Genomic DNA, 25,221 nt, shown 5'->3' with positions numbered 1-25,221 from the left:
CAAAAGCGCATTTTGGAATGCTAATTGAGTAATAAAATAATCAGTTGGGCTAAATATTAAAATAGCGAATTAAAACTAAACAATCGTATTTTCTATGGAAGTTAGAAAACTCATTCTTTCAATAATGATTGTGATTAATTTAATCATTGTATCATTTGGATTTATATTTACATCAAGCTGGTTTTGGCTGCTTATCATCCCATTTCCATTGCTATTGATCGCGTTATACCATAGTTTCCAGACCAAACACGCCATTCTACGTAATTATCCTTTGGTGGGATATTTCCGTTATATCTTCGAATCTATCCGTCCGGAGCTGAGACAATATTTTTGGGAATCGGACATGGATGGACGTCCATTTAACAGAAGACAGCGTTCAATCGTCTATCAACGTGCTAAAAATCAGCGTGAAACTGTAGCATTTGGTATGCAGACTGATCCGCAGGCTGTGGGCAACGAATGGGCTGCGCACTCTGTTTTCCCTTGTCATATCGAAAACCACGATCTACGTACCATCGTTGGAAATGCGGCCTGTAAAAAGCCTTATAGCCTAAGTGTGTTCAACATCTCGGCAATGAGTTATGGCGCTTTGAGTAAAACAGCGATTACGGCGCTTAATAAAGGTGCTGCTCTTCAAAATTTTGCTCACAATACCGGCGAAGGAGGAATCAGTGACTACCACAACAACGGTGGTGATTTAATTTGGCAGGTCGGTACAGGATATTTTGGCTGTCGTAATAAGGAGGGAAAATTTGATCCGGAACTTTTCAGAGAAAAATCAAATCGTGAAAACGTCAAGATGATCGAGCTGAAACTCTCTCAAGGGGCCAAACCTGGCCACGGAGGTATTCTTCCAGCCGCGAAAAACACCCCTGAGGTCGCTGCTATCCGTCACGTCATCCCTGGAACAGACGTGATGTCGCCTCCAGCACATAGCGCTTTCTCCTCGCCAACTGAAATGATGCACTTCTTGCAGCAAATGCGTGAACTCTCTGGTGGGAAACCTATCGGCTTTAAAATTTGTATCGGCGACAAACATGAGTTTATCGACATCTGTCATGCCATGCAAAACACGCAGATCTTCCCAGACTTTATTTCAGTAGATGGATCAGAAGGTGGTACCGGAGCTGCTCCGCTAGAGTTTACAGATAACTTAGGGATGCCACTGTACGATGCATTGGCGTTCGTAACAAAAACCCTGATTGCTTTTGGTTTAAAAAAACATGTCAAGGTCATCGTGTCAAGCCGTATTGTAACCGGTTTTGACATATTGAAAGTCATCGCCTTAGGCGCAGATGCTTGTTATAGCGCCCGAGGCATGATGTTCGCATTGGGTTGCATTCAAGCACTAAAATGTAATGAAGACGTCTGCCCGGTTGGTGTTGCCACCCAACAACCACACTTATACAAAGGACTCGATGTAAACGATAAATATGTACGTGTCGCTCAGTTTCACCGCAACACCTTACGTGCTACGGTGGAAATTATGGAAGCTTGTGGTTTCAAGACCCTATCGGATGTATCGGCCGATAAATTTTATCGTAAAGTGGATGCCATCCGGACACTAAGCTTTCAAGAAATCTATTTCGGAACGGAAGGCAAATTGGTCAACAGCCATACAGATTTCGAAAGCAAGCTCTTTGAAGATTAATACTCAACGATCCTATAAAAAAGTCCCCTATGTTCTTCTTACATAGGGGACTTTTTATGTCTTTAGACTTTCCTTACAAAATCTTCATGCCTTTACAGGCACCAACCGCAATGAAAGCAAACGAAGGTTCTTGCTGGTCGATAGGTTAGACACTAAAAAAGGTCAGACAGCTAGCTATCTTTTATTTCAGATTAAACAGTACGCGATGCAGAATCGTATTTGACAAGGCAATCTGATCGTCGGCCAATCCCCCTAGAGCTTGTTCGATCGTGTTTTTTGCTTGCTTCATCCCTTCATCTTTCATCTTTCGCCCCGTTTTTGTCAGATAGATCAGATTGGACCGTCTATCATTTTTATCATTAACACGGATAACCAGATTTACCCGTTCCAGGTTATTAATTAAGCGAGTCACACTGGGTTTATCACGAAATGTGCGGATAGCCAGTTCCTGTTGGGTAAGCCCCTCTTCTACCCACAGGTTATACATGATACTCCATTGTTCAGAAGTAATGTTTAACCCCGCCTCCTTGAGATTACGCTGTAATCTCCGCATAACTGCAATTGAGTATTTTCCAGTTAGGAAATTATAAAAATACTCTTGTGATACTAAATCTTGGTCTAACATATGAATAATGGTTATGGTTGTTTACGCAACTTATTGTAATAATAACACGCCGTCTTTCATACAACATGAGAAGAAACTAAACGTATTTTAGCCAATAGTTAGCCTAAAGTACGCTTTAATATAGCTCTCTCAAACAAAATTTTATCAACATGTCATCAGTAGATGTTGATAAATCATAAAAATTTGATTTATACTAGACTGAATTTAATAAATAAAAAGGATAGAAACAAAATAAATGCTTGCAATTATACCTATTTTAGAGGGAGTTAGCCGATAGTAAAAGAATCAGAGTCTTTCAGGAAAGGAAATTTCTCACGCGCCTCCAATAGATCATTCGGATTTAACGTAAACGTATACAGATCCTCATCTTCCGGTTTATAATACACCACGTCACCAAGTGGAGATATACACATTGAACCGCCGGAATAGTATATGTCATTACCGTCGTGCCCCACACGGTTCACACCAACGACATAGGCCTGATTTTCTATGGCACGAGCAGGAATAAGAGCTCTCCAGTGTGCAGAGCGCTTATCAGGCCAGCTTGCTGTATAAACTAAGATATCGTATGCTCCATTTTGATTTTTAGACCAGACTGGGAATCTAAGGTCGTAGCATATCATCGGGCAAATTTTCCATCCTTTAATATCGACTAAGATGCGCTCATTACCCGGCTCGAAGTATTCGCTTTCTTTTGACAATCCAAAAAGATGGCGTTTATCATATTTAACATATTTCCCATCAGGAAACATCCAGACAAAACGGTTATAATATTTCCCACCTTCTTCAATGATCAATGAGCCGGCAACAACACAATTAAGCGAGCTTGCCATTTCAAATAACCACCTCGTAGTGGGGCCGTTTGCAGGTTCAGCACATTTTTCAACATTATTCGTGAAGCCTGTATTAAACATTTCGGGGAGAATAATAACATCTGTCTTCTCACGCAGCGATGAAAGTCTCAGCGCGAGATTATTTAGATTTTTCTCTATATTTTCCCAGAATAGATATGCTTGAAATACGGTGATTTTTAAAGGCTCCATGAACTTAATCTAAAAATTTATTTAATTATTTTCCTACAAAATAACCATTTAATGGCAAGATACAAATTTTAATAGAATTTATACTTATTGCTGTCTCACCAAAAGGTTATTTGCCAACACTAATAACGCTTCTTTACGATCATTTGGTACATTCAATGCTTCCATTTTTTCAAAAGCCCGCTGTGTATAGATATCCTTCAATTCGTCCGCTGCTGTTTTAATTTTATACTTCTCGTATAATGCAAGCATATCAGCTACTTTTGACGGAGCAGTCTGCATAGAGGCTTCCAATAAACGTTGTAAGACGGTCTTATCTTCGTCCGAAATCACCGCCATCAGCTTCACCAGTAAATAGGTTTTTTTATTGATCATAATATCACCACCAACGATCTTTCCAAAGGTATTTGGATCTCCATAAGCATCCAGGATATCGTCCTGCAATTGAAATGCTAAACCTACATTCTCGCCAAATTCATAGATCAGCTGCTGCTGCTTTTCATCTGCTCCGGACAAAATCGCGCCCAGCTGCAATGCTCCACCCAATAACACCGAAGTCTTTAAGCGGATCATCTCCAGATATTCAGGCATCGTGAGCGTGTCTCGGCTTTCATAATCCATATCCAATTGTTGCCCTTCACATACTTCCATGGCTACTTTACTCAAAATTTTCAGGGTCGCAGGAAGGTAAATTGGATTACACTTTGAGATTTCCTCATAGGCTTTAACCAACAGTCCATCGCCAGACAATATGGCAATATTAGCATCCCATTTTTCGTGAACTGTCGTTTTACCTCGTCTTAAAGGAGCTTTATCCATCAGATCGTCGTGGATCAGTGAAAAGTTATGAAAAAACTCCACTGCCTTGGCAGCGGGGATAATCTCGTCCATCTCCTGCATACCAAATAATTCGGCGGCCATCAATGTCAGCACCGGTCGAACCCTCTTTCCGCCCAAAGTCAATATATACCTTATGGGATCATATAAATTTGATGGTGTTTCAGGAAATTCACTTGTCTCTATCGCCTCTATCACGAGTTGTTGTAAATGTTGCATATATCTTTACGATCGAATCTTGCGAATATAGCAATAATCATATAGAAATGGCAATTTTGTCCCGTTAAAGGAAGTCACCCCAAAATTGTACATTTGTATAAGTCTTTTATTATGCGCATACTGATTATCCATACATTTTATCAAGCTCCTGGTGGTGAAGACACTGTATTCCAGCAGGAATCTTCCCTTCTCGCTCAGGAACATGAGGTCCACACGCTGACCTTTCAGAATAAAAAAGGCTGGCGGGGCGCATTACAGACCTTAGGATCGTTTTGGAATATCTGTGCAGCACAGCGCATTAAGAAAACAATTCATGCGTTTAAACCGGACATTGTCCACGTTCACAATACGCATTATGCAGCGGGTCCGATTATTCTGCGTACGATTGCCAAGCTCGGCATCCCACAAGTCATGACCTTGCATAACTTTCGCTTACTATGCCCTTCGGCAACGTTGTATCACCACAACCACCTTTTTTTGGACTCATTGCAGGAAAAGTTTCCCTGGACGGCAGTTCGCCAAAAAGCATTTAATAATTCGACTGTCAAAACATTTCTTCTTGCCCTAAATTATTGGTTTCATCGTAAAATCGGAACTTGGAAAAAGGTAAATCGCTACATCACCTTAAGCTCCTTTGCAAAAAAAATCTTTGTTGGATCAACTTTAAAACTTCCATCAACACAATTTGACATTAAACCCAACTTTGTTTTTCCTACTGCAATAACACCAGACATTACGCCGCCTTATTTTATTTACGTCGGTCGTCTTTCGGACGAAAAGGGGATATTAAATCTGATTGATGCCTTTATCGGCACAGATTTTCAATTACAGATTATTGGCGGCGGCACGCTCGAAGATGAGGTCATTCGACGGATCAAAGACCAACCGAATATTTCCTACCTAGGCTTTAAAAAGAGGACTGAAATTCTTCCCCTGATAGCAAATGCACAGGCGCTGCTCGTTCCCTCAATTTGTTTTGAAGGTATGCCAATCACTATCCTTGAAGCCTACTCCGTCGGGACTGCCGTGCTTTGCTCCAATCTAGGCCCTTTGCCCGAACTGGTCATTCCCGGCAAAACAGGGCAGACCTTCGACCCCCACAATAAAATGGATATTATCCAATGTCTGACGGCCTGGAGTACAAAATCGACAAATGAAAAAGATGAGATAAGAAAGACCAGCAAAGCTTATTATTTTAGTAATTTTACTCCTGAAATAAATGAAGATAAATTATTGGCGATCTATCAGGACGCTATTCACGATAAAAAACTGAATAAATGAGTATCATTGTATTAGATAAACTGGGTCTAGCACCGCAGATCCAAGCTGTACTGGAAACAATTTATGATCCCGAGCTAAAACCTGCAAATATTGTAGATCTGGGGCTTGTCTATGAAATCATTACCAAGGAAGAAGGTATTGCAAAGATCGTGATGACGCTAACTGCTCCGGGCTGTCCGGTAGCTGGCGAAATCATGAATGAAGTACAGGAAAAAGTTGCTGGCGTTGAAGGAGTCAAAGAAGCATTAGTCGAATTGACGTTCGACCCACCCTGGACCAAAGATATGATGTCCGAAGAAGCAAAACTAGAGTTAGGGTTTTTATAAAATTCACTGGCTGATCATACAAAGAGGGCTATTCAAAAATAATGGATAGCCCTGTTTTGTTTATATATTCTATATACCTCTTCTAAAAGATCGTTTGAGCTTTAGATGCTCAAAAAGTTTGGCTTGATTTTTTTAGCACCAGCTATTTTGTGACCAACCCACAAAAAGCTGTAGCCTATCCATGGGTTTACCTTCCCTGATTATTTTCCAGATCACTCAACTTTTTCAAAGGCTTGGCGCTATTGGCATCCGCACCGAAAAGTAATTTCCACAGGTTACGAGACTCCTTGGTCAATAGTGGGGACACAATGGAAAGAATGAGCACATATACGACTACAAAGGATTGAATAACCGGTAATAGAGCTCCAGCTTTACCAATATTCGCCATAATAATGGAAAATTCTCCCCGCGCAGACAAAGTAAAGCCAATATCAAATGAGGTTTTTGGTTTCATACCCGAAAATTTAGCTGCAAAATATCCCGAAGCAAGATTGCCCATCACCGTTACCAGCGCTGCAATCGAGGCCCACAATACAGCACCTCCAAGCGACATAATATCAATGGACAATCCGAAACTAAAGAAAAACATGGCGCCAAAAAAATCCTTATAAGGCAGCACCATTGATTCGATCTTTTTGATGTATTGCGAATCCGCCAGCACCAATCCGGCCATCAACGCGCCAATAGCCTCTGCCACATGAATCGTTTCGGAAAATCCCGCGACAATAAAAAGGAGCGCAAAGATGATCAATATGAATAATTCGGAAGTTTTCTCTTTCAATAGACGGTCGATCGAAGGCACCAGTTTTCTGCCCAAGATCAAAAAGGTCAATATAAATCCCAAGGCAAGCAGTGAAGTACCGGCAACTGTCCAAAACGAACTGCTCCCCGTCAGTATCAGACCCGAAAGGAAGGAGATATGCATTGCGATAAAAAGATCATCGAACATAATCATCCCCATAATTACCTCCGTCTCAGGGTTGGCCGTACGTTTAAGATCTGTCAGAACCTTTGCAACAATCGCGGTGGATGAACTTGTCATAATACCACATAGCACCATCATTTCTTTAAATGGCATATCCATTAGCCACCCGATCAACAAACCTGAGGTAAAATTCAATAAGACATAAATTGTCCCTCCGGTCACAATTGCTTTACCGGATTTAATAAGCCGATTGACTGAAAACTCAAGGCCAAGGTAGAACAGCAGGAACAAGACGCCTAGTCGCCCCATGAAATCTATAAAGGGCTTACTTTCTGTAAATGTCAAATCCACCATGCCAATTTGCGGAGCGTGCTGACCTAACACCATACCTATGATGATGAAAAACGGAATAACAGAAAACTTAAGTTTATTGGCGATTAAGCCAACAATGGCAACCAGTCCTACAGCGATTCCAATTTCCAGAATTAAGGTATGTGATAGCATAAATTACAGTAAAATTTCCTTTAAAAGTTTGATATTATTCTTCTTTCCGGCAATGACGAGGGTTGTACCCGGGCTAATCAAATAAGATGGTCCAGGATTGATAACCGTGTCATCATCCCGTATGCCAGCAATGATCGAAGCACCGGTACGCTGACGAACTTCCAGTTCACCGATTGTCTTTCCGGCACCCTCATTTTTACCCTCCACTTTGTACCATTCAATACGTAAATCGTCCAAAGCAACCTCAATTGTCTCCAAAGCCTTTGGCTTGTAGGAAAGGCCACCAATAATACCTGCGATCTGACGAGATTCATCGTCATTTAGTGTCATAACGCAACGTGACTCGTGCTCCTCGTCATCATAGCGATAAAGTTCCCGTCTGCCATCGTCATGGATAACAACAACCATGTTGTCTCCAGCATCGGTTTCAATTTGAAATTTTTTTCCAATTCCAATCAGATCGGACTCTCTTACAATAGACATAATCTTCTATTTAAATAAATACTGATAATAAAACCTCCAAAATTTTGTATGCCACAAAAGTGATGGAAACAAAAAAGGTTCTTTCTTGCCAATAACCAAGTGCAACGAGTTCATTGATACCTCTAAAAAGAAAAACGAATCAATAAAAACAAAACGCTTTCAGAAAAACAGCGTTAGCCCTTAGCTACTAAAATACAAATTTACCCAAAAAATCAATCTTAAACGAATCCGCAGGTATCTGACGGAATGGGCTAAAAGAAGCAAATTACCCCAAAATACTAAAAAAACAGCTGAAAAACAACCTTTTTAACCGATTTTCCCAGATTTTCTACCTAAAACTACTTGACAACTCCATTTTAAACACCCTACTAAGTCCACTTCCTAGCTGTTAAAGTGGTAACTCAAACGCTTAGCCTGTCAGATCAGATCGGACCAGATCCAATCAGCTTCCAATTTCATTACAAATGCCTATTTCTATAACGTTTTCGTAGTTCATGCAATCGTTTGTTCCAACAAGCGGAGAATTGACAACGCTTTATTTCTTTATAATTGCCCCCATTAAACACTTACTGAATCTAAATTACACACCTATGGTCAAAAAGAGTCATCTCATCCTTCTGACACCCTTATCAATTCTGTCATTAGCGGCACCTGTTTACGGAGCTGCGAATCCACGAAACTTGGTAGCAATAACTACCCCTTCACCTTTCCAGCAAGCTATTTCCGGTAAGGTCGTTGATGAAAACGGGAAACCAATAAGCGGCGTTACCGTTTCCGAGAAGGGTAAAGCGGCAGCCACGACAACCAATCAAGACGGTGTCTTCTCCCTGAACGTCAGTTCAAAGAGTGCCATCCTAACATTTAACTCCATCGGATTTATAGCGAAAGAAGTTCCTGTCTCACAGGCATCACAAATAACCTTAACGAAGTCCGAGGACGTTTTGGATGAAGTCGTGGTCGTGGGGTATGGTAAACAGAAAAAAAGCGATTTAACAGGAAGTATCGCGACAGTAGAAGCAAAATCGCTGGAGCGAATAAACTCACCAAATGTTGTCGACAAACTTCAGGGTAAAATTTCTGGTCTAGCGATCAATTCAGGATCGGCCAAACCCGGAGAAACAGCGTCCATCAATATTCGGGGCGAGAACTCGATCTCAGCTTCCAACGCCCCGTTGATTATCTTAGATGGTATTCCTTTTAGCGGTTCCCTAGGTGATATCTCCTCCAATACAATTGCCAGTATTTCCGTATTGAAAGATGCATCATCTACTGCAATCTATGGTTCAAGAGCTGCAAATGGCGTCATCCTCATCACGTCGAAAAAAGGATCGGCAGGAAAAGCACGCATCAATTATAACGGTTATTTTGGTGTTCAAAGTGTAGAACGCCGCCTTAAATTGATGAACGGCCCACAATACATCCAGTTTATGCGTGATTACCAGGCTTCAAAAGGAAAAACCGGCGACCAGCTGAATCCGGAGAATTATCTTTTTGCCAACGTTTTGGAACAGTACAAAAAAGGAGAAGAAGTCAATTGGCAGGATGAAGTATTCAATAGTGGCGCACCAGTCCAAGAACATCAGCTCAGCTTTTCAGGCGGAACGGATAAATCCGATTATTATGCTTCTGTCAGTTACCTCAATCAAGACGGCGTCGTAAAAAACACCCCATATGAAAGATACAATGTCAATCTAAATCTCAACCAGAGTTTAAGCTCCTGGTTAAAGCTAGGAATGACCATGCAAGCCTCGCAAGGCAACCGCGATGGCGTGCAGCCCAACCTGGAGAGCGTTGTCAAACTTTCTCCTTACAGTAAAAACCGCGAAGCTGATGGTACTGCTGTTACATATCCAATGTACGCACAAACACTTTGGGCACATCCTTTCGCAGACGAAAAAGGTCAATGGGATCAGACACGAAGAACAGTCTATGCAAATACCTGGCTAGATGTGAAACTCCCGATTGAAGGATTAAGTTTCAAAACCACTTTCGGCACAAATTACCGAAATGTCAACGAAAACTCGTACTACGGTTCAAATACGGTTACTGGACGCGGTGTCAATGGTACCGGTTCCATTTACAACGAACATTTCTGGGATTGGACCTGGGAAAATCTCTTAACCTATGACCGTACCTTTGGTGACCACAAGATTAATGTCGTGGGCCTCTATTCTTCGCAGAAAACAAATTTGAAAACGTCAAGAATGAATGGAGACGATTTTGTATCAGATGCCGGATATAACAACATGGCTTCTGCCTCCAAAAATCTCAAGATCGAATCCAATCTTCAAAATACAGCGATGATTTCCTACATGGGAAGAATCAACTATGCTTTTAAGGATCGCTACCTGTTAACCTTAACCGGTCGTTCGGATGGTTATAGTGCATTCTCTAAAAACAACCGATATGCATTTTTTCCATCCGTTGCAGGAGCCTGGGTAATTTCTAAAGAAGGAAACGTGCAAGACTATTTCGATCTGTTAAAACTTCGTGCTTCTTATGGTAAAAATGGAAATCAGGCCGTATCACCTTACCAAACTTACGACCGTCTGACCAACGTGGATTATATCTATGGTCTTGACCCGGTCAAAGGACTTGTGATGAATTTCAATGGGAGAGGAAGCAATCTAACCTGGGAAACGACGGCTTCGTTAAACCTTGGCTTTGATTTTGGCATCCTGAAAAATAGACTTTCAGGAACGATCGACTACTACTCATCCAAAACATCGGATCTTTTATTAAGCGAACAGGTCCCCGTCATGAATGGTTATAATACCATTTTAACCAACATCGGCGAAACTTCCAACAAAGGGATCGAAGTTACCTTGAACGCCATACCGGTCAAAAACGATAATTTTCAATGGAATGTTAATACAACCTTTGCCTATAACAACAACAAAATCACGAAACTGCGCGCTGATGGAAAAGACGATTTGACCAATGCCTGGTTAATCGGAAAGCCAATCCGCATTTTCTACGACTATAAGGTCATTGGTGTATGGCAAGAGAGCGACGACATCGCAAACTCCTATCAACCTAAAGCGAAACCTGGCGATGCCAAGTTAGCAGATTTGAATAACGATGGTAAAATTGATGCCAGTGACCGCACCGTGATGGGAAACAAAATATCCCCCTATACACTCGGTATCGGCAATGATTTCACCTATAAGAATTTCTCCCTATCATTCTTTATGAATGGAGCTTTTGGCGGAACGAAAATAGATGATTTCAAAAATATCGAACGCTTCTTGCCTAACAACGGGGCTAATTATCTTGCTGATATGCCTTACTGGACACCAGAGCGTACAAATACAGATATTCCTTCGCCGGGATACACACCTGTTAACAACCATACCTACTACATCAATTCATCGTACTGGCGAATCAGAGACTTTAGCCTCGGCTATACCTTTGATGGCGATTTTCTGAAAAAACTGAACCTCTCTTCCATTAAAGCATTTATCAATGCACGCAACCTCTATACATTCTCTAAGATCAAAGGTTACAACGTAGAAGCATTGAGTGTAAGTTCGACGACAGGTAATCCAACGACGACCAACATCGCCAGTCCTTATCCGGTTGCGAGAACATTCTCATTGGGCGTAAATGTTCAATTCTAAACACATCAACATCATGAAGAAAAGAAATACAACTTTATATGCAATGCTAGCCGGCCTAAGCTTACTTTTTATGGGCTGTAGCAAAAACTTCTTAAATGAAGACACCAGCAGTTTTCAGTCGCCAGATAATACTTATATTAATACAAAAGGATTCGAAACTGGTCTAAACGGCTTATATTCTTATGCCCGCATGGAGTTCCTGACCTGGAATGGAAGTATTTTTTCACAGGGAGCAACACCGCAGGAGGCGCTACAGGTTGGAACAGATATTGTTGCCATTAAAACCACGGGAACAGATGCTACATTGGCTCCATTTAGCAATTATACGCTAAACCCTGCTTCATCTTATGTCCGCAATTACTGGAAATATGCCTACGGCTTTATCGGCAATACCAACACGATCCTGGAAGCCTTAAAAAAGGATGGCATCAGTTGGACAGACAAGGATAACGATCCAAAACGTGTGGAAGCAACAGCCCGTTTCTTCCGCGCCTATAGCTATCGTTACTTAGTCAACCTGTATGGCGATGTGCCTTGGGTAGACAAAGTATCCGAAACACCACGCCGTGATTTCACCCGTACACCGAAAGCTGAAATCCTGACGCACATGATTGAAGACCTTAAGTATGCAAGTGAAAACCTACCTGACAATCCAGGGACAATTCAGGAAGGTAAATTGACAAAATGGGCTGCCTTACACTATCTCGCAGAGGCATATATCGAAGCTGGACAGCCAGATCTAGCTGCGGAGGCTGCCAACAAAGTGATTCAAAGCGGTTTCTTTAAGTTAAATGACCAGCGATTCGGCGCCGAAAAAGATAAAGCTGGAGATTATTTCCACGATATGTTTATCGAAAACAATCAAAATCGCGGTTCTGGTAACCAAGAAACAATCTGGGCCATCCAATTAGAATACAACACACAAGGCGGCGGTGACCGTTACACCGATTGGAGCAAACGTGCCTGGGTACCTTTCTATTCACAGCAAAAAGGATTTGCTTTGGCCGACTCACTTGGTGGAAGAGGTCTTGGTCATGTACGTCCTTATCAATGGTGGCTGGATAGTTATGAAAAACAAGATGTCAGAAACTCCTCTTTCAATATCAAACGCGATTGGTATTATAATGATCCTACCGTACCTGAACTCTATGGAAAGAAAATCGAACTTACAGACGCGATCAAGGAATCGGGTAATGTATTCCCGACAACAACCAAATTTTTCTACGGAAAGACAGCTGTTGATCCTGCATTTGAAGGAAATATGAAGGATCGCGTGAAAGTGCGTTTGGCGGAGACTTACCTGCTGTTGGCTGAAGCTTACTGGCGCGCCAATAAACCAGCACAAGCGAAAGATGCCATCAATGCTGTCCGTGCCCGTGCGAAAGCCTCCTTAATCGATGCTTCAGCGGTTAATGCAGACTTCATTCTAGACGAACGCGCAAGAGAACTTATTGGCGAGGAAATGCGCCGCATGACACTTGCCCGTTTCGGTGAGGATATTTTCCTGCGTCGGGTGCAAACACTGAATTCACAGTCGAAGGCCGTCGTCAAGAAAGAATTTATTCTTTGGCCTATCCCACAGGAGGTTATCGACAGTAACACTGGCGCAGCCTTCCCACAAAATCCAGGCTACTAGAACCTTCCTAAAAACCTTCATGTGCCACATAGGCCATGGAGGTTTTTCTTTTATGACTTTGCATCAATCAGCTTATAGGTACTATCTTCACGTAGCTGACTACGGCCGATGCTGATGTTTTTTGAGTGGTAAAATAAAAAAATCCAGCCTGCTGCCGCGCCTTCTGCCCAATACGCCTGACGCAGCTCTTTAGAGCGTCGGCCATCAAAATCATATTTGGCAACATAGTTATGAAAAATCTCTTCGGGCTCAGGCAACACATCACCGCCAAAGAAATAATGTTCACCACGGGTCTCAATGTGAAACGCCTGATGATGTGCCGTATGTCCACCATTGAGTGCATAGCTGATTTCAGCATTTATTCTTCCTTCACCTTCCACCAGAACCAAATTTCCACTGCGTTGAATCACATCAAAAATCTCTGTTCGATATGAACTGGAGATGCCTGAATAGGCATCTTCCCATTCCCCTCGCTGGACAATATACTCGGCTTCTGGAAATGCGATACGCCCAGTTCCATTTTCAAATGTCACCATCCCACCAGCATGATCTTTATGAAGATGAGACATCAAAACATATTTCACATCTGCTGGTGTGAACCCCTGCTTACGAATATTAGCATGCAACTGCAGTCCACCATTTTCATCGGTATAGCCCAATCCTGTATCACATAACACAAGTCCCGCATCAGTTTCAATCAAAAAAGGGTGAACTTGAATAAATAGGGAGCCAGGACGGTCCTGAGGGTTATCTATTAACGGATCAAAGGGGATAAATTTCCGGCTCTTGTCTACTGAAAAAGAACCTTCATATAAAGAATAAGCCTGCACCATATTTAAAACATTGGGAATATGCACGTTAAGCATCAGCGGACCAATACCGGGTTTAGGAATTAGGTAAGTCCAGCCTTAAAACGTATATTTACACTTAAAATATTGTGCAAAGATATGCAAAAAAGGTGGGTACTAAAATCTAAAACTGATGTCAAAATAACCAACAAACTGCGCGAGGAATTAAACATCAACACTGTATTGGCAGAGTTGCTCGTGAGCAGGGGAATTGGGACCTTTGGCGAATCAAAGCAGTTTTTTAGACCTCAATTATCGGATTTGCACGATCCATTTTTGATGCGGGATATGGAGAAAGCCATCACCCGTATTATCCAAGCCATCGGCAACAAAGAAAAAATTCTGATTTATGGAGACTATGATGTGGACGGTACAACTGCAGTGGCCGTTGTTTATAGTTTTTTCAGAGAATTTCATAGTCAGTTGGAGTTTTATATCCCAGACCGTTATGCCGAAGGGTATGGTATCTCCACACAAGGAATTGACTACGCAGCGGCCAATGGTTTCAGCTTGATTATCGCCCTGGACTGCGGTATCAAGGCAATCGATAAAATAGATTACGCAAACAGCAAAGGGATTGATTTTATCATCGGCGATCATCACCTTCCCGGTGAAGAGCTGCCCAAAGCCTATGCCGTATTGGATCCCAAGCGGGCGGATTGTGAATATCCCTACAAAGAACTTTCAGGTTGTGGAATTGGCTTTAAGATAATTCAGGCTTTTATACTGACCAACGGCATGGATATCAATGCCTGTTATCAATTTCTAGATCTCGTGGCCGTCAGTATTGCGTCAGATATCGTTCCGATTACCGGTGAAAACAGAATACTCAGCCACTTTGGTCTAATCAAACTCAATACGAATCCCTGCGTCGGATTAAAGGCACTCATTGACTTATCCAACAACCGAACGAAGATCTTTACGGTCAATGACATTGTGTTCCAGATTGGCCCCCGCATCAATGCTGCGGGCAGAATAGACCATGCAAAAGACGCTGTCAAACTTCTGATCTCCAAATCGCTGCAGGAAGCCAAAGACTTTAGTTCCAGCATAGATGATCAAAACAATGTCCGTAAAGACTTTGACCTCAAAATAACAGAAGAAGCACTTGCACTTATTGAAGATAATGCCCTGCTTAAAAGCCGTAAATCAACGGTATTGTATAAAGCAGACTGGCACAAGGGAGTCATTGGCATCGTAGCCTCCCGTCTGACCGAAAAATATTACCGTCCGACAATTATATTGACGGAAACAAATGGTCATATAGCGGGCTCCTGCCGTTCGGTTCTGGGTTTTGATCTATATGAGGCATTGAGCGAATGCGCTGATTTATTGGAACAATTTGGTGGCCATAAATATGCTGCCGGACTAACGATGTCCTTAGATAATGTTACATTATTCCAGGATCGTTTTGAGGAAGTGGTATCGCGACGTATCAGTCCGGAAATGCTTACGCAGGAAATTTTGATCGATGCAAAGTTAGCATTGAAGGACATCGACGCTAAATTCTTTCGGATTCTCCAACAGTTTGAACCTTTCGGTCCCCAGAATGAAGCTCCTATTTTCCTCAGTAAAAAAGTAAACGCAGTAGGACAAGCCTTTATAGTAGGCACCAATCATCTCAAAATGACGGTTGTTCAGGAAGACTCCCCTTCGTTTGACTGTATCGGTTTTGGCCTGGCCGAACATATCACACATATCAATTCTGGACAAAGTTTCGACATCTGCTACAGCATTGAAGAGAATGTGTGGCGCAACAAAAGAAACTTACAGCTAAACATCAAAGGGATTAAGTATTAGTATTGCAATAGTAAGAAGATATTAAATATATTTACACAAGATTTGTCCGAGGCAAAGAACCCACATACTGGATTGAATACCACGTATGAAAGCATACCATAAAACACAAGACATTCCACGAAGATGATTTTAAAGGCAGAACATCTCATAAAAAAATATAAACAACGCACCGTTGTCAACAATGTTTCCTTCCATGTAGAACAAGGAGAGATTGTCGGATTATTGGGACCTAATGGAGCGGGAAAAACCACTTCTTTCTATATGATTGTTGGTCTTATCAAGCCCAATGAAGGTAAAGTATTCCTCGATGATCAAGAAATTACACAAGATGCGATGTACCAGCGTGCTCAACGTGGCATAGGGTATTTAGCCCAGGAGGCTTCCGTCTTTCGGAAGCTTTCTGTAGAAAACAATATCCTGGCTGTATTAGAAATCCACTATCCAAATAAAGAGGAACGTTTGGCCAAACTGGAAGAACTGCTTACCGAATTCAGTTTACACCGTGTCCGTAAAAATAGAGGCGATCTACTATCCGGGGGTGAACGTCGACGTACTGAAATTGCGAGAGCATTAGCTGCAAATCCATCCTTTATACTTTTGGATGAGCCTTTTGCAGGGGTTGACCCAATCGCCGTGGAAGAAATTCAGACGATTGTAGCCAAACTCAAAACCCGTAATATTGGCATCTTAATTACCGATCACAACGTACAGGAAACCTTATCGATCACCGATAGGGCCTACCTCCTCACCGAAGGAAAGATTATGTTGACGGGTACACCTGAGGAAATTGCAGATAATGAACTCGCCCGTAAATTTTACCTCGGTCGACATTTTGAATTAAGAAGGAAAAAATTTTAAAGACTAAAGAATCTCCCCCCTATGGCCTTATTAAACTCCATTTTTACTTGGTTCATGAAAAAAAGAATCCATCAGATTGAACTTTTCATGAAATACCCTCACGATGTACAAGAAGAATGGTTCCAGAGTTTAATTGCCACTGCTGAGGCGACGGAGTGGGGAAAAAAATACGACTACACCAGTATTTTGACACCGGAGATTTTCAAGGAACGTGTTCCGATACAGGATTATGATGATATCAAAGGTTATGTTGACCGTATGATAAAAGGCGAACAGAATATACTGTGGCCTTCCGATATCAAGTGGTTTGCAAAATCTTCAGGTACCACATCGGATCGTAGCAAATTTATTCCTGTTAGCGAAGAAGCACTCGAGGAATGTCATTTTCAGGGGGGCAAGGATATGCTGACGATCTATTGCCATAATAGGCCCGAAAATCGCGTTTTTACCGGAAAATCCGTCGTTATCGGGGGATCCTCGCAAATAAACAATTTCAGTCCGGATTCCTATTATGGGGATCTTTCATCAATCCTCATCCGTAATCTTCCTTTTTGGGCTGAATTTAAGCGAACTCCCAATATGGAGGTTACGCTAAACCCCAACTTTGAGGAGAAAATTGAGCAAATAGCCCAAATAACGATTAAAGAAAACGTAACGAGCCTAGCGGGCGTACCGACCTGGAATATTGTTATGGCCAAGCGCATCCTTGAAATTACTGGCAAAGACAACCTCTTGGAGGTCTGGCCAAACCTAGAGTTTTATGGACATGGCGGGGTGAGCTTCAAACCTTATCGCGAGCAGTTCCAAAAATTAATTCCTTCGGACAACATGTATTATCTCGAGAATTATAACGCCTCCGAAGGATATTTTGGTTTACAGGATCAATCTGATTCGGAAGATCTACTTCTTATGCTGGATTATGGTATCTATTACGAATTCTTGCCGACAGAGCATATGCATGAAGAAAATCCGTCCACTTTACGTTTGGATCAGGTGGAGCTCGGTAAAAACTATGCATTGATCATCTCTACCAACGCTGGTTTATGGCGTTATAAAATCGGAGATACCATCAAATTCACTTCATTATCGCCTTACCGTTTCCAGATCTCCGGTCGTACCAAGCAATACATCAATACGTTTGGTGAAGAGGTTATTGTTGACAATGCCGAACAGGCACTAGCCGAAGCGAGTAAATTGACACAGGCACGTATAAAAGATTATACAGCCGGACCTGTGTATTTTAAAGATGCTGAAGCTGGAGCACATGAATGGGTCATTGAATTTGAACAACAACCCAATGATTTTAAGCGCTTCTGTGAGATATTAGACGCCAAACTCCGTGAAATCAATTCGGATTACGACGCCAAACGTTTTAAGAATATGGCTCTACGGCCACCTATAATACACAATGCGCCCGAAGATACGTTCTATAAATGGATGAAATCAAGAGGTAAGCTAGGTGGACAAAATAAGGTTCCAAGATTGAGCAATAGTCGCGAATATCTCGACCCGCTCTTGAAAATACTCGCCGAATAATACGACGTATCGACTGGAAAAATACCGTATACTGACTGAATAATAGGCTGGTCTCCGGCTGGAGATTAGCCAAAATTTCCTGGGTTTCCCTATATTTTGGCTAATCTCTTATTGCTGAATTTTGTTGTTTTAAAGAACTGCTGTGAGTTCGTCTAATTGATAAGCTCAAGAAAGCTTAGACTATAATGGAGGTTTATTAAGGTTTAATTGCCGTTTTATATAAAAAAACAAAAAAACCAAGGATAAAATTCATAGAAATACCTTTCTTCTGAACTTCAACATCACCCTGTAACACGGAGCGATTATCGCCTGATGTTACTTCACTACTTTTGTTAAGACTGTGAGTCAATTCCATACTAAGTTTATTTTTATGATAAGTGATTTTATAGCGTTACTGCGGACCAGAAAGCCCATCTAAAGGACCGCATTCTTTACAGCCAAACTTTATGCCATAATATGAAGACCGCGTGTTAATTAATATATTGTTAACGTATTTAATTAAAAATACAGAATAGCATAAAAGAATGTTTTGAAATTCTTCCATTTCAAAAAAAAGTGTAGTAAAATAGGGAACAACTGTCCGAAATAACAGGCATATCAAAGTAAGTAAATTATCGGAATATAGGTACAGCTTATATTTTATTTTTTTCCTAACTTAGCCTAAGTAATTAAACAATAAGATGAACGCGACAGAGAACTATTCAATTCGCGTAGAGCCAACTCAAAATTCAAGACTCTCGCAAGTAGATTTCGACAATCTAAAATTCGGAAAGATTTTATCCGACCACATGCTGGTCGCAAACTATGATGACGGTGAATGGAAAGATGTCAGCATCGTCCCTTATGGAGATATCAGTATTAGTCCTTCGATGTCCGCTTTACATTATGGTCAAGCAATCTTTGAAGGAATCAAAGCTTATAAATTTGCAGATGGAACAGTGAGTATCTTCCGTCCCGACAGAAACTGGGAAAGATTCAACAAATCTGCCGCACGTCTTCAAATGCCAGAAGTACCTGAGGAGATTTTTATGGATGGCCTAAGCAAGCTATTGGAGATCGACCGTAACTGGGTTCCAGCAAAAGAAGGTTCATCCTTGTATATCCGTCCTTTTATGTTCGGAACAGAAGCAGCTTTAGGTGTGCATCCTTCTAAGTCCTACAAATTTATCATTATCACAGGCCCAGTAGGTGCGTATTACAGTAAACCAATCAGCCTAAAAGTAGAGACCTACTATACACGTGCAGCTGAAGGTGGTGTCGGCTTTTCTAAAAATGCCGGTAACTACGCCTTATCGCTTTACCCTACGCAATTGGCTAATGATGAAGGTTATGACCAAATTATGTGGACAGATGCTTCTGAACATAAATATATTGAAGAAGCAGGTACAGCAAACCTTATTTTCCGCATTGGCGATACGATCATCACACCACATGGTGATACAATCCTACACGGTGTGACACGCCGTACCATCATGGAACTGGCAGAGAAATGGGGTTATAAGGCCGAACAAAGAAAAGTATCTATACAAGAACTGATTGACGGAATTAAGGCGGGCACAGTAACGGAAGCTTTCGCAGCCGGTACTGCAGCAACCATCACAGATATCAGCCGTATCGGTTTTGAAGGCCAAGATTATCACTTGCCTCCTGTTGAAGGCCGCGAGTTTTCAAATCGTGTATTGCATTATTTGAACGAATTGCGCTATGGCAAAGTAGAAGATCCGTTCGGATGGAACTATTTAGTGAAGTAAACATTAACTTGAAAATAAAACCTTCATGATTTCAAAAACTACGGCAGCTATGAGATCAAATTGAAGGTTCTTTCTGGTCAATAAAACTTATACTTTCAGAAACAAAGCCTTTGTTGTAAAAAACAAAGGCTTTGTTTATTTCCTGCATGGTATTACCCTGCAGAAGCTGGTTTAGAGGCTTCGTTCAGCAGGGCAAACATTGCGGCTGGATTAGTGTGCTCCTTCCAGCTCTTTCTGAATGAAATCGATAATAGCGGTAGTGTCCTGAGACTGGAACCAATGTGTATGACCATATTTTTTAAACCAGGTAATCTGCCGCTTGGCATAACGCCTCGAATTTTGCTTGATTTTCTCTACAGCTTCTGCCAAAGATTGTTTTCCATCTAGATAATCAAACAACTCCGCATACCCTACAGTGAGCAATGCGGGTTTCGTCTTAAAGGGAAGTAGATTTTTCACTTCGTCCAGTAAACCATTTGCCATCATCAAATCTACACGTAAATTTATCCTTTCATACAACTTTGCCCGATCCATATTCAAACCAATGGTAAGTATATCAAAAGGTCTTTTCTCGACATCTTTCTTATGGTAAAATGACATCGGTTTGCCTGTCGCCTCAAAAACTTCTAGAGCCCGGACTACCCGTTGCGGATTGTCGATGTCTGCAGTTTGAAAATAGACGGGATCGATGCTTTTCAATCGATCTTTTAAAACTTCCAATCCATCAACGGCAAGTTCATGATTAAGTCGCTCACGCACTTCATCACCGGCCTTGGGCAGATCATCCAATCCCTCACATAGCGCGCGGACGAACAAACCGGAACCACCTACCATAATTACTACATTATGCAATTGAAACAGTTCTTCCAGTTTCTGTAAGGCTTCCCGCTCAAAATCACCTGCAGAATAGTCCTGCGTGATCGTATGTGAGTCGATAAAATAATGTGGAGCAGCCTGAAGTTCCTCCGGATCAGGCTTTGCTGTACCAATAGACATTTCCCGATAGAACTGACGGGAATCTGCGGAAATTATCGCTGTTTTAAAATATTGAGCCAATGAAATAGCCATTGCAGTCTTACCAACAGCAGTTGGCCCCACAATGGCTATCAATGTTTTTTTATTCGCCATACTATAGCACTCCACAGACTGAAAAATACCTGTGAAGTATTCTTAATTAATATTCGTCTTCGTAGCCGTTGGATTCCTCACGCTCTTCACCGCCATCTTCACCTTCCTCCTCATCATCGCTATCAAAGCCATCCAGTTCGTCTTCATCGTCTACACCATATTGTGTATCGTCTTCCTCTACATACTCGTCCTCTTCAACAGCATCTGATACCGGGAAATTAGCAGCAGTCATCGTTTTAGGGACTTGACCAATCGATTTAAATAGAGCCGGATAATCCTTGCCATCCTCTTCTTTTAAAATCTTGATCAACTCAACCTGAAAATCATAAGGACGATCAAAATTGTAAACGTAGTAAAATTTTTGATGTGGATCATCGATAAACTTACTTAAACGGATATTCTCCATCAACAACACCTCAGCATCTTTTTTACGCTGTGTAGGCTTAAATGCGATCTCAGTTCCCTTTTTCCATTGATCGTTGCTCACATAGAAAGAGGAAGATGCATCCGCAGCATACCCTGTTGATTTATGGATTTCCTCATGTAGCTCTATAAATGTACTTTTTGAAGGCATGTCGATTTCACGATATACATCTTCATAATCTTCAAAAGTAACTCTAAATCTATAAATTGCCATCTCTGCTATTTTCTTCTTTTAACCTTTTAAAAATAATACTATATTTTAAGAATTGGAAATTTCCAATGGGATTTCTTGTTTGATCGTCAGGTTCATTTCCCTGCCTTTTTTTACCAAGAATTGATACGCCTCTACACGGGAATTTGGAATTTCACCTTCCAAAATAGCTTCTCGGATCAAATTTTTCAGTTGCCCTACTGTACGCCCCGGAGCTAAGCCAAACAAGACCATAATATCTTCTCCGCTGACCGGAGGCTGCCAGTTTCGGACTTTATCCCGCTCTTCAACATCCTTCAGTTTTTGCTTGACAAGTTCGAAGTTCTGGCGATATTTTTTCTTTTTAAACTCATTTTTCGTCGTCACATCGGCATGGCACAGCATCATCAGCGCTTCAATATCATCGCCAGCCTCAAATAGCAGACGACGTACGGCAGAATCTGTTACGATATCTTGTGCGAGGACAATCGGCCGGAGATGCAGCTGTACAAGCTTCTGCACAAATTTCATTTTCTCATTGAGTGGAAGCTTCAATTCTGCAAAAAGCTTAGGTACCATCCGTGCACCACGATCTTCGTGGCCGTGAAAAGTCCAGCCGAGCTTTTTATCGAAACGTTTTGTTGCCGGTTTGGCAATATCGTGCATAATCGCCGCCCAACGTAACCAGAGATCATCCGATAATTCGCATACATTATCCAATACTTCCAAGGTATGGTAAAAATTATCTTTATGCCCCTTGCCATCAATAATATCCACACCATGTAAATTATACATCGCCGGAAATATCAATTCCAATAGACCAGTATCAAACAGGTATTTGAAACCTACCGACGGTTTTGATGAAAGAATAATCTTATTGATTTCATCAATAATCCGTTCTTTGGAAATAATTTTTATCCGCTCTTTGGTATCGGTGATCGCTGTAATGGCTTCGATAGCAATTTTAAAATTTAACTGTGTAGCGAAGCGAATAGCCCGCATCATCCGCAATGGATCATCTGAAAACGTTTCTATCGGATCTAAGGGCGTTCGAATAATGCGCTGTTCAAGATCTTGTATACCTTCAAATGGATCGACTAAAGTACCGTAATCGGACTTATTTAAGGAAAAGGCCATCGCATTGATCGTAAAATCACGGCGATTTTGATCATCGGTTAAAGTACCATCTTCTACAATCGGCTTGCGTGAATTGGCACGGTAGGATTCCCTTCGGGCACCGACAAACTCTACATTCAGTCCTTCATAAACAAGCATTGCTGTACCGAAATTTTTATATACGGCAACTTTGGTATGGAGCTTTTCGCCCAATAAAGTGGCAAATTCAATACCGCTACCGACAACAACAATATCCACATCATTCTTAAAAGGGCGCTTCATTATATAGTCGCGGACATACCCACCGATGACATAACATTCGGTGTTTGTTGTCTCGGCGAGTTCCTTAATGATTGAAAAGATTGGATGTTGTAAATTATCGTACATAGTCAAAACAGCAGGTAAAAAACCAAACAGTTTGCAAAAGTAACAATTTTTTCCCCTAATCCCTATCTTTGGATAATTTACGGAAAGCAAGTGGATTTTTAAGCAATTCGGCTTGTTCACGGCGGCGCTTTACAATGTGCAAAGCTGAAAAAATGGCTTCTACAAAAGAACTTTCGGAAGCTAGATTTTTTCCTGCGATATCATAGCCCGTACCATGATCTGGCGAAGTGCGTACGATGGGTAGACCAGCGGTATAGTTCACTCCTGCACCTTTGGCGATATGTTTGAAAGGAATTAATCCTTGATCGTGATACATCGCCAATACCGCATCAAATTTTTCGTAAGCTCCTTTTGCAAAGAATCCATCGGCGGGGTAAGGTCCAAAACAGAAGATCCCCTGTTCGTTTGCTTTTTCTACCGTAGGTCTAATGATCTGATCATCTTCGGTGCCAATAATCCCATGATCACCAGCATGCGGATTAAGTCCCAAAACTGCAATCTTAGGTTTTTCAATCCAAAAATCTTTCTTTAAAGAGTCATTCATCAACGCAAGCTTCTTAAGAATGGCTTCTTCTGTAATATGAGCAGCGACCTCATGCAGGGGAATGTGACCTGTCACTACACCAATACGCAATTCATCACACACCATAAACATCAGCACATCATCGGCTCCAACTTTGTCTTGCAAGTATTCGGTATGACCCGGAAATTGAAATCCTTCCTGCTGGATGTTGTGCTTATTGATCGGAGCCGTCACCAAAGCATCGATTTTACCCGCTTTTAGATCTTCAACGGCCTTCTCCAGGGATAGGAATGCATATTTGCCGCCTATTTCGTTTTCTTCACCCAACGAAATCTTAACGTCTTCCTGCCAACAATTGATCATATTCGCTCTTTTGGAATGCGCCTGCTCAGCATCATTAATCACATTAAAGCTAAAATCATTTACGCCGATCGCTTTACGGTGAAAAGAAGCAACCTTTGTGTTTCCGTAAACCACTGGTGTAAAAAAGTCACACATACGTTGATCCACCAAAGATTTAATGATTACTTCAAGTCCAATGCCGTTAATATCGCCTACGGTAATTCCGATTTTTAATTTATCGCTCATTCTGTTTAAATGCTTTGATTCAAAAATAGGGATTTTTTTTTAGTATTGGGTATTGTCCTTTATCCTTGTTCTTTGCTCCTGGCTCATTTTTAAGTTTTAGCTTTTTACTTCTGACTTTAGTTTTTAATTTTCATTACTTTTGCAACATGAGTACAGTAAGAGCAAAAAAACATTTAGGACAGCATTTCTTGAACGATAAAAATGCTGCACAAAAGATTGTGGAAGCATTGGATCCTAAATTGGGTTTTAGCCAGGTGCTTGAAGTCGGTCCAGGAATGGGGGTACTTTCGGATTTTCTGTTGCAGAAGGAGGAATATGAGACCTATCTGATCGACGTGGATGATGAATCCATTGCTTATTTGGATGATAAATATCCCCAATTGGGCAAGCGATTGATCCACGGTGATTTTCTGAATCTTGACTTTTCACAATATTTTGGGGAGAAAATGGCCGTTATTGGCAATTTTCCTTACAATATCTCTTCCCAAATTCTTTTTAAAATTTTGGAGGAGCGCCAGCGTGTCGTTCAGATGGCGGGTATGTTCCAGAAAGAGGTGGCAGAACGCTGTACGGCTAAAGCGGGCAGCAAGGAATATGGCATATTAAGTGTCTTTTTACAGGCTTACTATAAGGTAGAATATCTATTTACCGTCAAGGCAGGAGCATTTAATCCGCCGCCAAAAGTACTCTCGGGCGTTATTCGCATGACCCGCAATGACCGCGAGCAATTGAATTGTGATGAAAAACTATTTTGGCGTGTTGTAAAAGCGGGCTTCAACCAACGTCGTAAGACCCTCCGAAACTCACTTTCGGGTGTCGTTCCTAAAGACAGAATGTCCGACAATCCGCTGTATGAACTACGTGCAGAACGACTGACGGTAGATGATTTTGTGGGCTTAACAAATGAAATAGCAAATAGTCTTTAA

Annotated in this window: 21 protein-coding genes; 10 read left to right on the top strand and 11 right to left on the bottom strand. The window is 41.4% G+C overall.

The genetic code is table 11. The annotated features are described in order from the left end of the window. Positions 1 to 94 precede the first annotated feature (94 nt). Positions 95 to 1,651 carry an FMN-binding glutamate synthase family protein gene (locus tag B3C94_RS08565; protein WP_293902010.1) on the top strand — a complete coding sequence of 519 codons (1,557 nt, stop codon included), beginning with the start codon at positions 95 to 97 and terminating at the stop codon, positions 1,649 to 1,651. A 181-nt stretch (positions 1,652 to 1,832) separates the two neighbouring features. Here B3C94_RS08565 and B3C94_RS08560 read toward each other — a convergent pair whose 3' ends face one another. From B3C94_RS08560 to B3C94_RS08550, 3 genes are all read right to left on the bottom strand, one after another. Continuing rightward, positions 1,833 to 2,276, bottom strand: coding sequence for a MarR family winged helix-turn-helix transcriptional regulator (locus B3C94_RS08560; RefSeq protein ID WP_293902007.1), 444 nt, complete (start codon positions 2,274 to 2,276; stop codon positions 1,833 to 1,835). A 266-nt stretch (positions 2,277 to 2,542) separates the two neighbouring features. Further along, positions 2,543 to 3,319 carry an amidohydrolase gene (locus B3C94_RS08555; protein WP_046672799.1) on the bottom strand — a complete coding sequence of 259 codons (777 nt, stop codon included), beginning with the start codon at positions 3,317 to 3,319 and terminating at the stop codon, positions 2,543 to 2,545. An 84-nt stretch (positions 3,320 to 3,403) separates the two neighbouring features. Beyond that, positions 3,404 to 4,372, bottom strand: coding sequence for a polyprenyl synthetase family protein (locus B3C94_RS08550; RefSeq protein WP_293902001.1), 969 nt, complete (start codon positions 4,370 to 4,372; stop codon positions 3,404 to 3,406). Between the two features lie 111 nt (positions 4,373 to 4,483). Here B3C94_RS08550 and B3C94_RS08545 point away from each other — a divergent pair, with 111 nt between their 5' ends. Continuing rightward, positions 4,484 to 5,653, top strand: coding sequence for a glycosyltransferase family 4 protein (locus tag B3C94_RS08545; RefSeq protein ID WP_293901998.1), 1,170 nt, complete (start codon positions 4,484 to 4,486; stop codon positions 5,651 to 5,653). Beyond that, a complete protein-coding gene (locus B3C94_RS08540; RefSeq protein ID WP_293901995.1) occupies positions 5,650 to 5,979 on the top strand; it encodes a metal-sulfur cluster assembly factor in 330 nt (109 codons plus the stop codon). The genes B3C94_RS08545 and B3C94_RS08540 overlap by 4 nt, the downstream gene beginning before the upstream one ends. A gap of 187 nt (positions 5,980 to 6,166) precedes the next feature. Here the strand turns inward: B3C94_RS08540 and B3C94_RS08535 are convergent, their stop codons facing one another. Together B3C94_RS08535 and B3C94_RS08530 are read right to left on the bottom strand one after the other, a co-directional pair. After that, the gene (locus tag B3C94_RS08535) at positions 6,167 to 7,408 is read right to left on the bottom strand and encodes a cation:proton antiporter (RefSeq protein WP_293901992.1); all 1,242 of its coding nucleotides are present in this window, start codon (positions 7,406 to 7,408) and stop codon (positions 6,167 to 6,169) included. A 3-nt stretch (positions 7,409 to 7,411) separates the two neighbouring features. After that, positions 7,412 to 7,891, bottom strand: a complete 480-nt coding sequence (locus B3C94_RS08530; RefSeq protein WP_046672804.1) for a cation:proton antiporter regulatory subunit — start codon at positions 7,889 to 7,891, stop codon at positions 7,412 to 7,414. Between the two features lie 590 nt (positions 7,892 to 8,481). Here B3C94_RS08530 and B3C94_RS08525 point away from each other — a divergent pair. Further along, positions 8,482 to 11,511, top strand: coding sequence for a SusC/RagA family TonB-linked outer membrane protein (locus tag B3C94_RS08525; protein WP_293901989.1), 3,030 nt, complete (start codon positions 8,482 to 8,484; stop codon positions 11,509 to 11,511). Positions 11,512 to 11,524: 13 nt separating this feature from the next. Continuing rightward, positions 11,525 to 13,147 carry a RagB/SusD family nutrient uptake outer membrane protein gene (locus B3C94_RS08520; protein ID WP_293901986.1) on the top strand — a complete coding sequence of 541 codons (1,623 nt, stop codon included), beginning with the start codon at positions 11,525 to 11,527 and terminating at the stop codon, positions 13,145 to 13,147. A 50-nt stretch (positions 13,148 to 13,197) separates the two neighbouring features. On the opposite strand, the gene B3C94_RS08515 is transcribed toward B3C94_RS08520, so the two are convergent. Next, positions 13,198 to 13,980: an MBL fold metallo-hydrolase gene (locus B3C94_RS08515; RefSeq protein WP_293901983.1), complete on the bottom strand. Its 783-nt coding sequence runs from the start codon at positions 13,978 to 13,980 to the stop codon at positions 13,198 to 13,200. A gap of 114 nt (positions 13,981 to 14,094) precedes the next feature. Between B3C94_RS08515 and recJ the strand changes: the two genes are divergently transcribed. The 3 genes from recJ to B3C94_RS08500 all read left to right on the top strand — a co-directional run bounded on the left by recJ (position 14,095) and on the right by B3C94_RS08500 (position 18,189). Next, entirely contained in the window at positions 14,095 to 15,795 is a 1,701-nt protein-coding gene (gene recJ / locus B3C94_RS08510; protein ID WP_293901980.1) for a single-stranded-DNA-specific exonuclease RecJ, read from the top strand. Positions 15,796 to 15,918: 123 nt separating this feature from the next. Further along, the gene (lptB, locus tag B3C94_RS08505) at positions 15,919 to 16,653 is read left to right on the top strand and encodes an LPS export ABC transporter ATP-binding protein (RefSeq protein ID WP_028072074.1); all 735 of its coding nucleotides are present in this window, start codon (positions 15,919 to 15,921) and stop codon (positions 16,651 to 16,653) included. Positions 16,654 to 16,674: 21 nt separating this feature from the next. Further along, positions 16,675 to 18,189: a GH3 auxin-responsive promoter family protein gene (locus B3C94_RS08500; protein ID WP_293901974.1), complete on the top strand. Its 1,515-nt coding sequence runs from the start codon at positions 16,675 to 16,677 to the stop codon at positions 18,187 to 18,189. A gap of 196 nt (positions 18,190 to 18,385) precedes the next feature. Here the strand turns inward: B3C94_RS08500 and B3C94_RS08495 are convergent, their stop codons facing one another. Next, the gene (locus B3C94_RS08495) at positions 18,386 to 18,544 is read right to left on the bottom strand and encodes a hypothetical protein (protein ID WP_293901972.1); all 159 of its coding nucleotides are present in this window, start codon (positions 18,542 to 18,544) and stop codon (positions 18,386 to 18,388) included. A gap of 325 nt (positions 18,545 to 18,869) precedes the next feature. Between B3C94_RS08495 and B3C94_RS08490 the strand changes: the two genes are divergently transcribed. Next, positions 18,870 to 19,940: a branched-chain amino acid aminotransferase gene (locus B3C94_RS08490; RefSeq protein WP_293901969.1), complete on the top strand. Its 1,071-nt coding sequence runs from the start codon at positions 18,870 to 18,872 to the stop codon at positions 19,938 to 19,940. Between the two features lie 210 nt (positions 19,941 to 20,150). Here B3C94_RS08490 and miaA read toward each other — a convergent pair whose 3' ends face one another. From miaA to pdxA, 4 genes are read right to left on the bottom strand one after another with little or no spacing between them, the layout of a single operon-like run. Beyond that, the gene (miaA, locus tag B3C94_RS08485; RefSeq protein WP_293901966.1) at positions 20,151 to 21,068 is read right to left on the bottom strand and encodes a tRNA (adenosine(37)-N6)-dimethylallyltransferase MiaA; all 918 of its coding nucleotides are present in this window, start codon (positions 21,066 to 21,068) and stop codon (positions 20,151 to 20,153) included. A 46-nt stretch (positions 21,069 to 21,114) separates the two neighbouring features. Continuing rightward, positions 21,115 to 21,705 carry an IS1096 element passenger TnpR family protein gene (locus tag B3C94_RS08480; RefSeq protein ID WP_293901963.1) on the bottom strand — a complete coding sequence of 197 codons (591 nt, stop codon included), beginning with the start codon at positions 21,703 to 21,705 and terminating at the stop codon, positions 21,115 to 21,117. A 45-nt stretch (positions 21,706 to 21,750) separates the two neighbouring features. Then, positions 21,751 to 23,184, bottom strand: a complete 1,434-nt coding sequence (locus B3C94_RS08475) for a CCA tRNA nucleotidyltransferase (protein WP_293901961.1) — start codon at positions 23,182 to 23,184, stop codon at positions 21,751 to 21,753. A 55-nt stretch (positions 23,185 to 23,239) separates the two neighbouring features. Continuing rightward, a complete protein-coding gene (gene pdxA, locus B3C94_RS08470) occupies positions 23,240 to 24,295 on the bottom strand; it encodes a 4-hydroxythreonine-4-phosphate dehydrogenase PdxA (RefSeq protein ID WP_293901958.1) in 1,056 nt (351 codons plus the stop codon). 146 nt (positions 24,296 to 24,441) lie between these two features. Between pdxA and rsmA the strand changes: the two genes are divergently transcribed. After that, complete coding sequence (rsmA, locus tag B3C94_RS08465) at positions 24,442 to 25,221, top strand: 16S rRNA (adenine(1518)-N(6)/adenine(1519)-N(6))-dimethyltransferase RsmA (RefSeq protein ID WP_293901955.1); 780 nt, start codon at positions 24,442 to 24,444, stop codon at positions 25,219 to 25,221.

The sequence above is a fragment of the Sphingobacterium sp. UBA5670 genome (assembly GCF_002420705.1).
Taxonomy (GTDB): Bacteria; Bacteroidota; Bacteroidia; order Sphingobacteriales; family Sphingobacteriaceae; genus Sphingobacterium.
The sequence above is the reverse complement of the archived record's forward strand: the minus strand, read 5'-3'. Positions and strand labels throughout refer to the sequence as shown.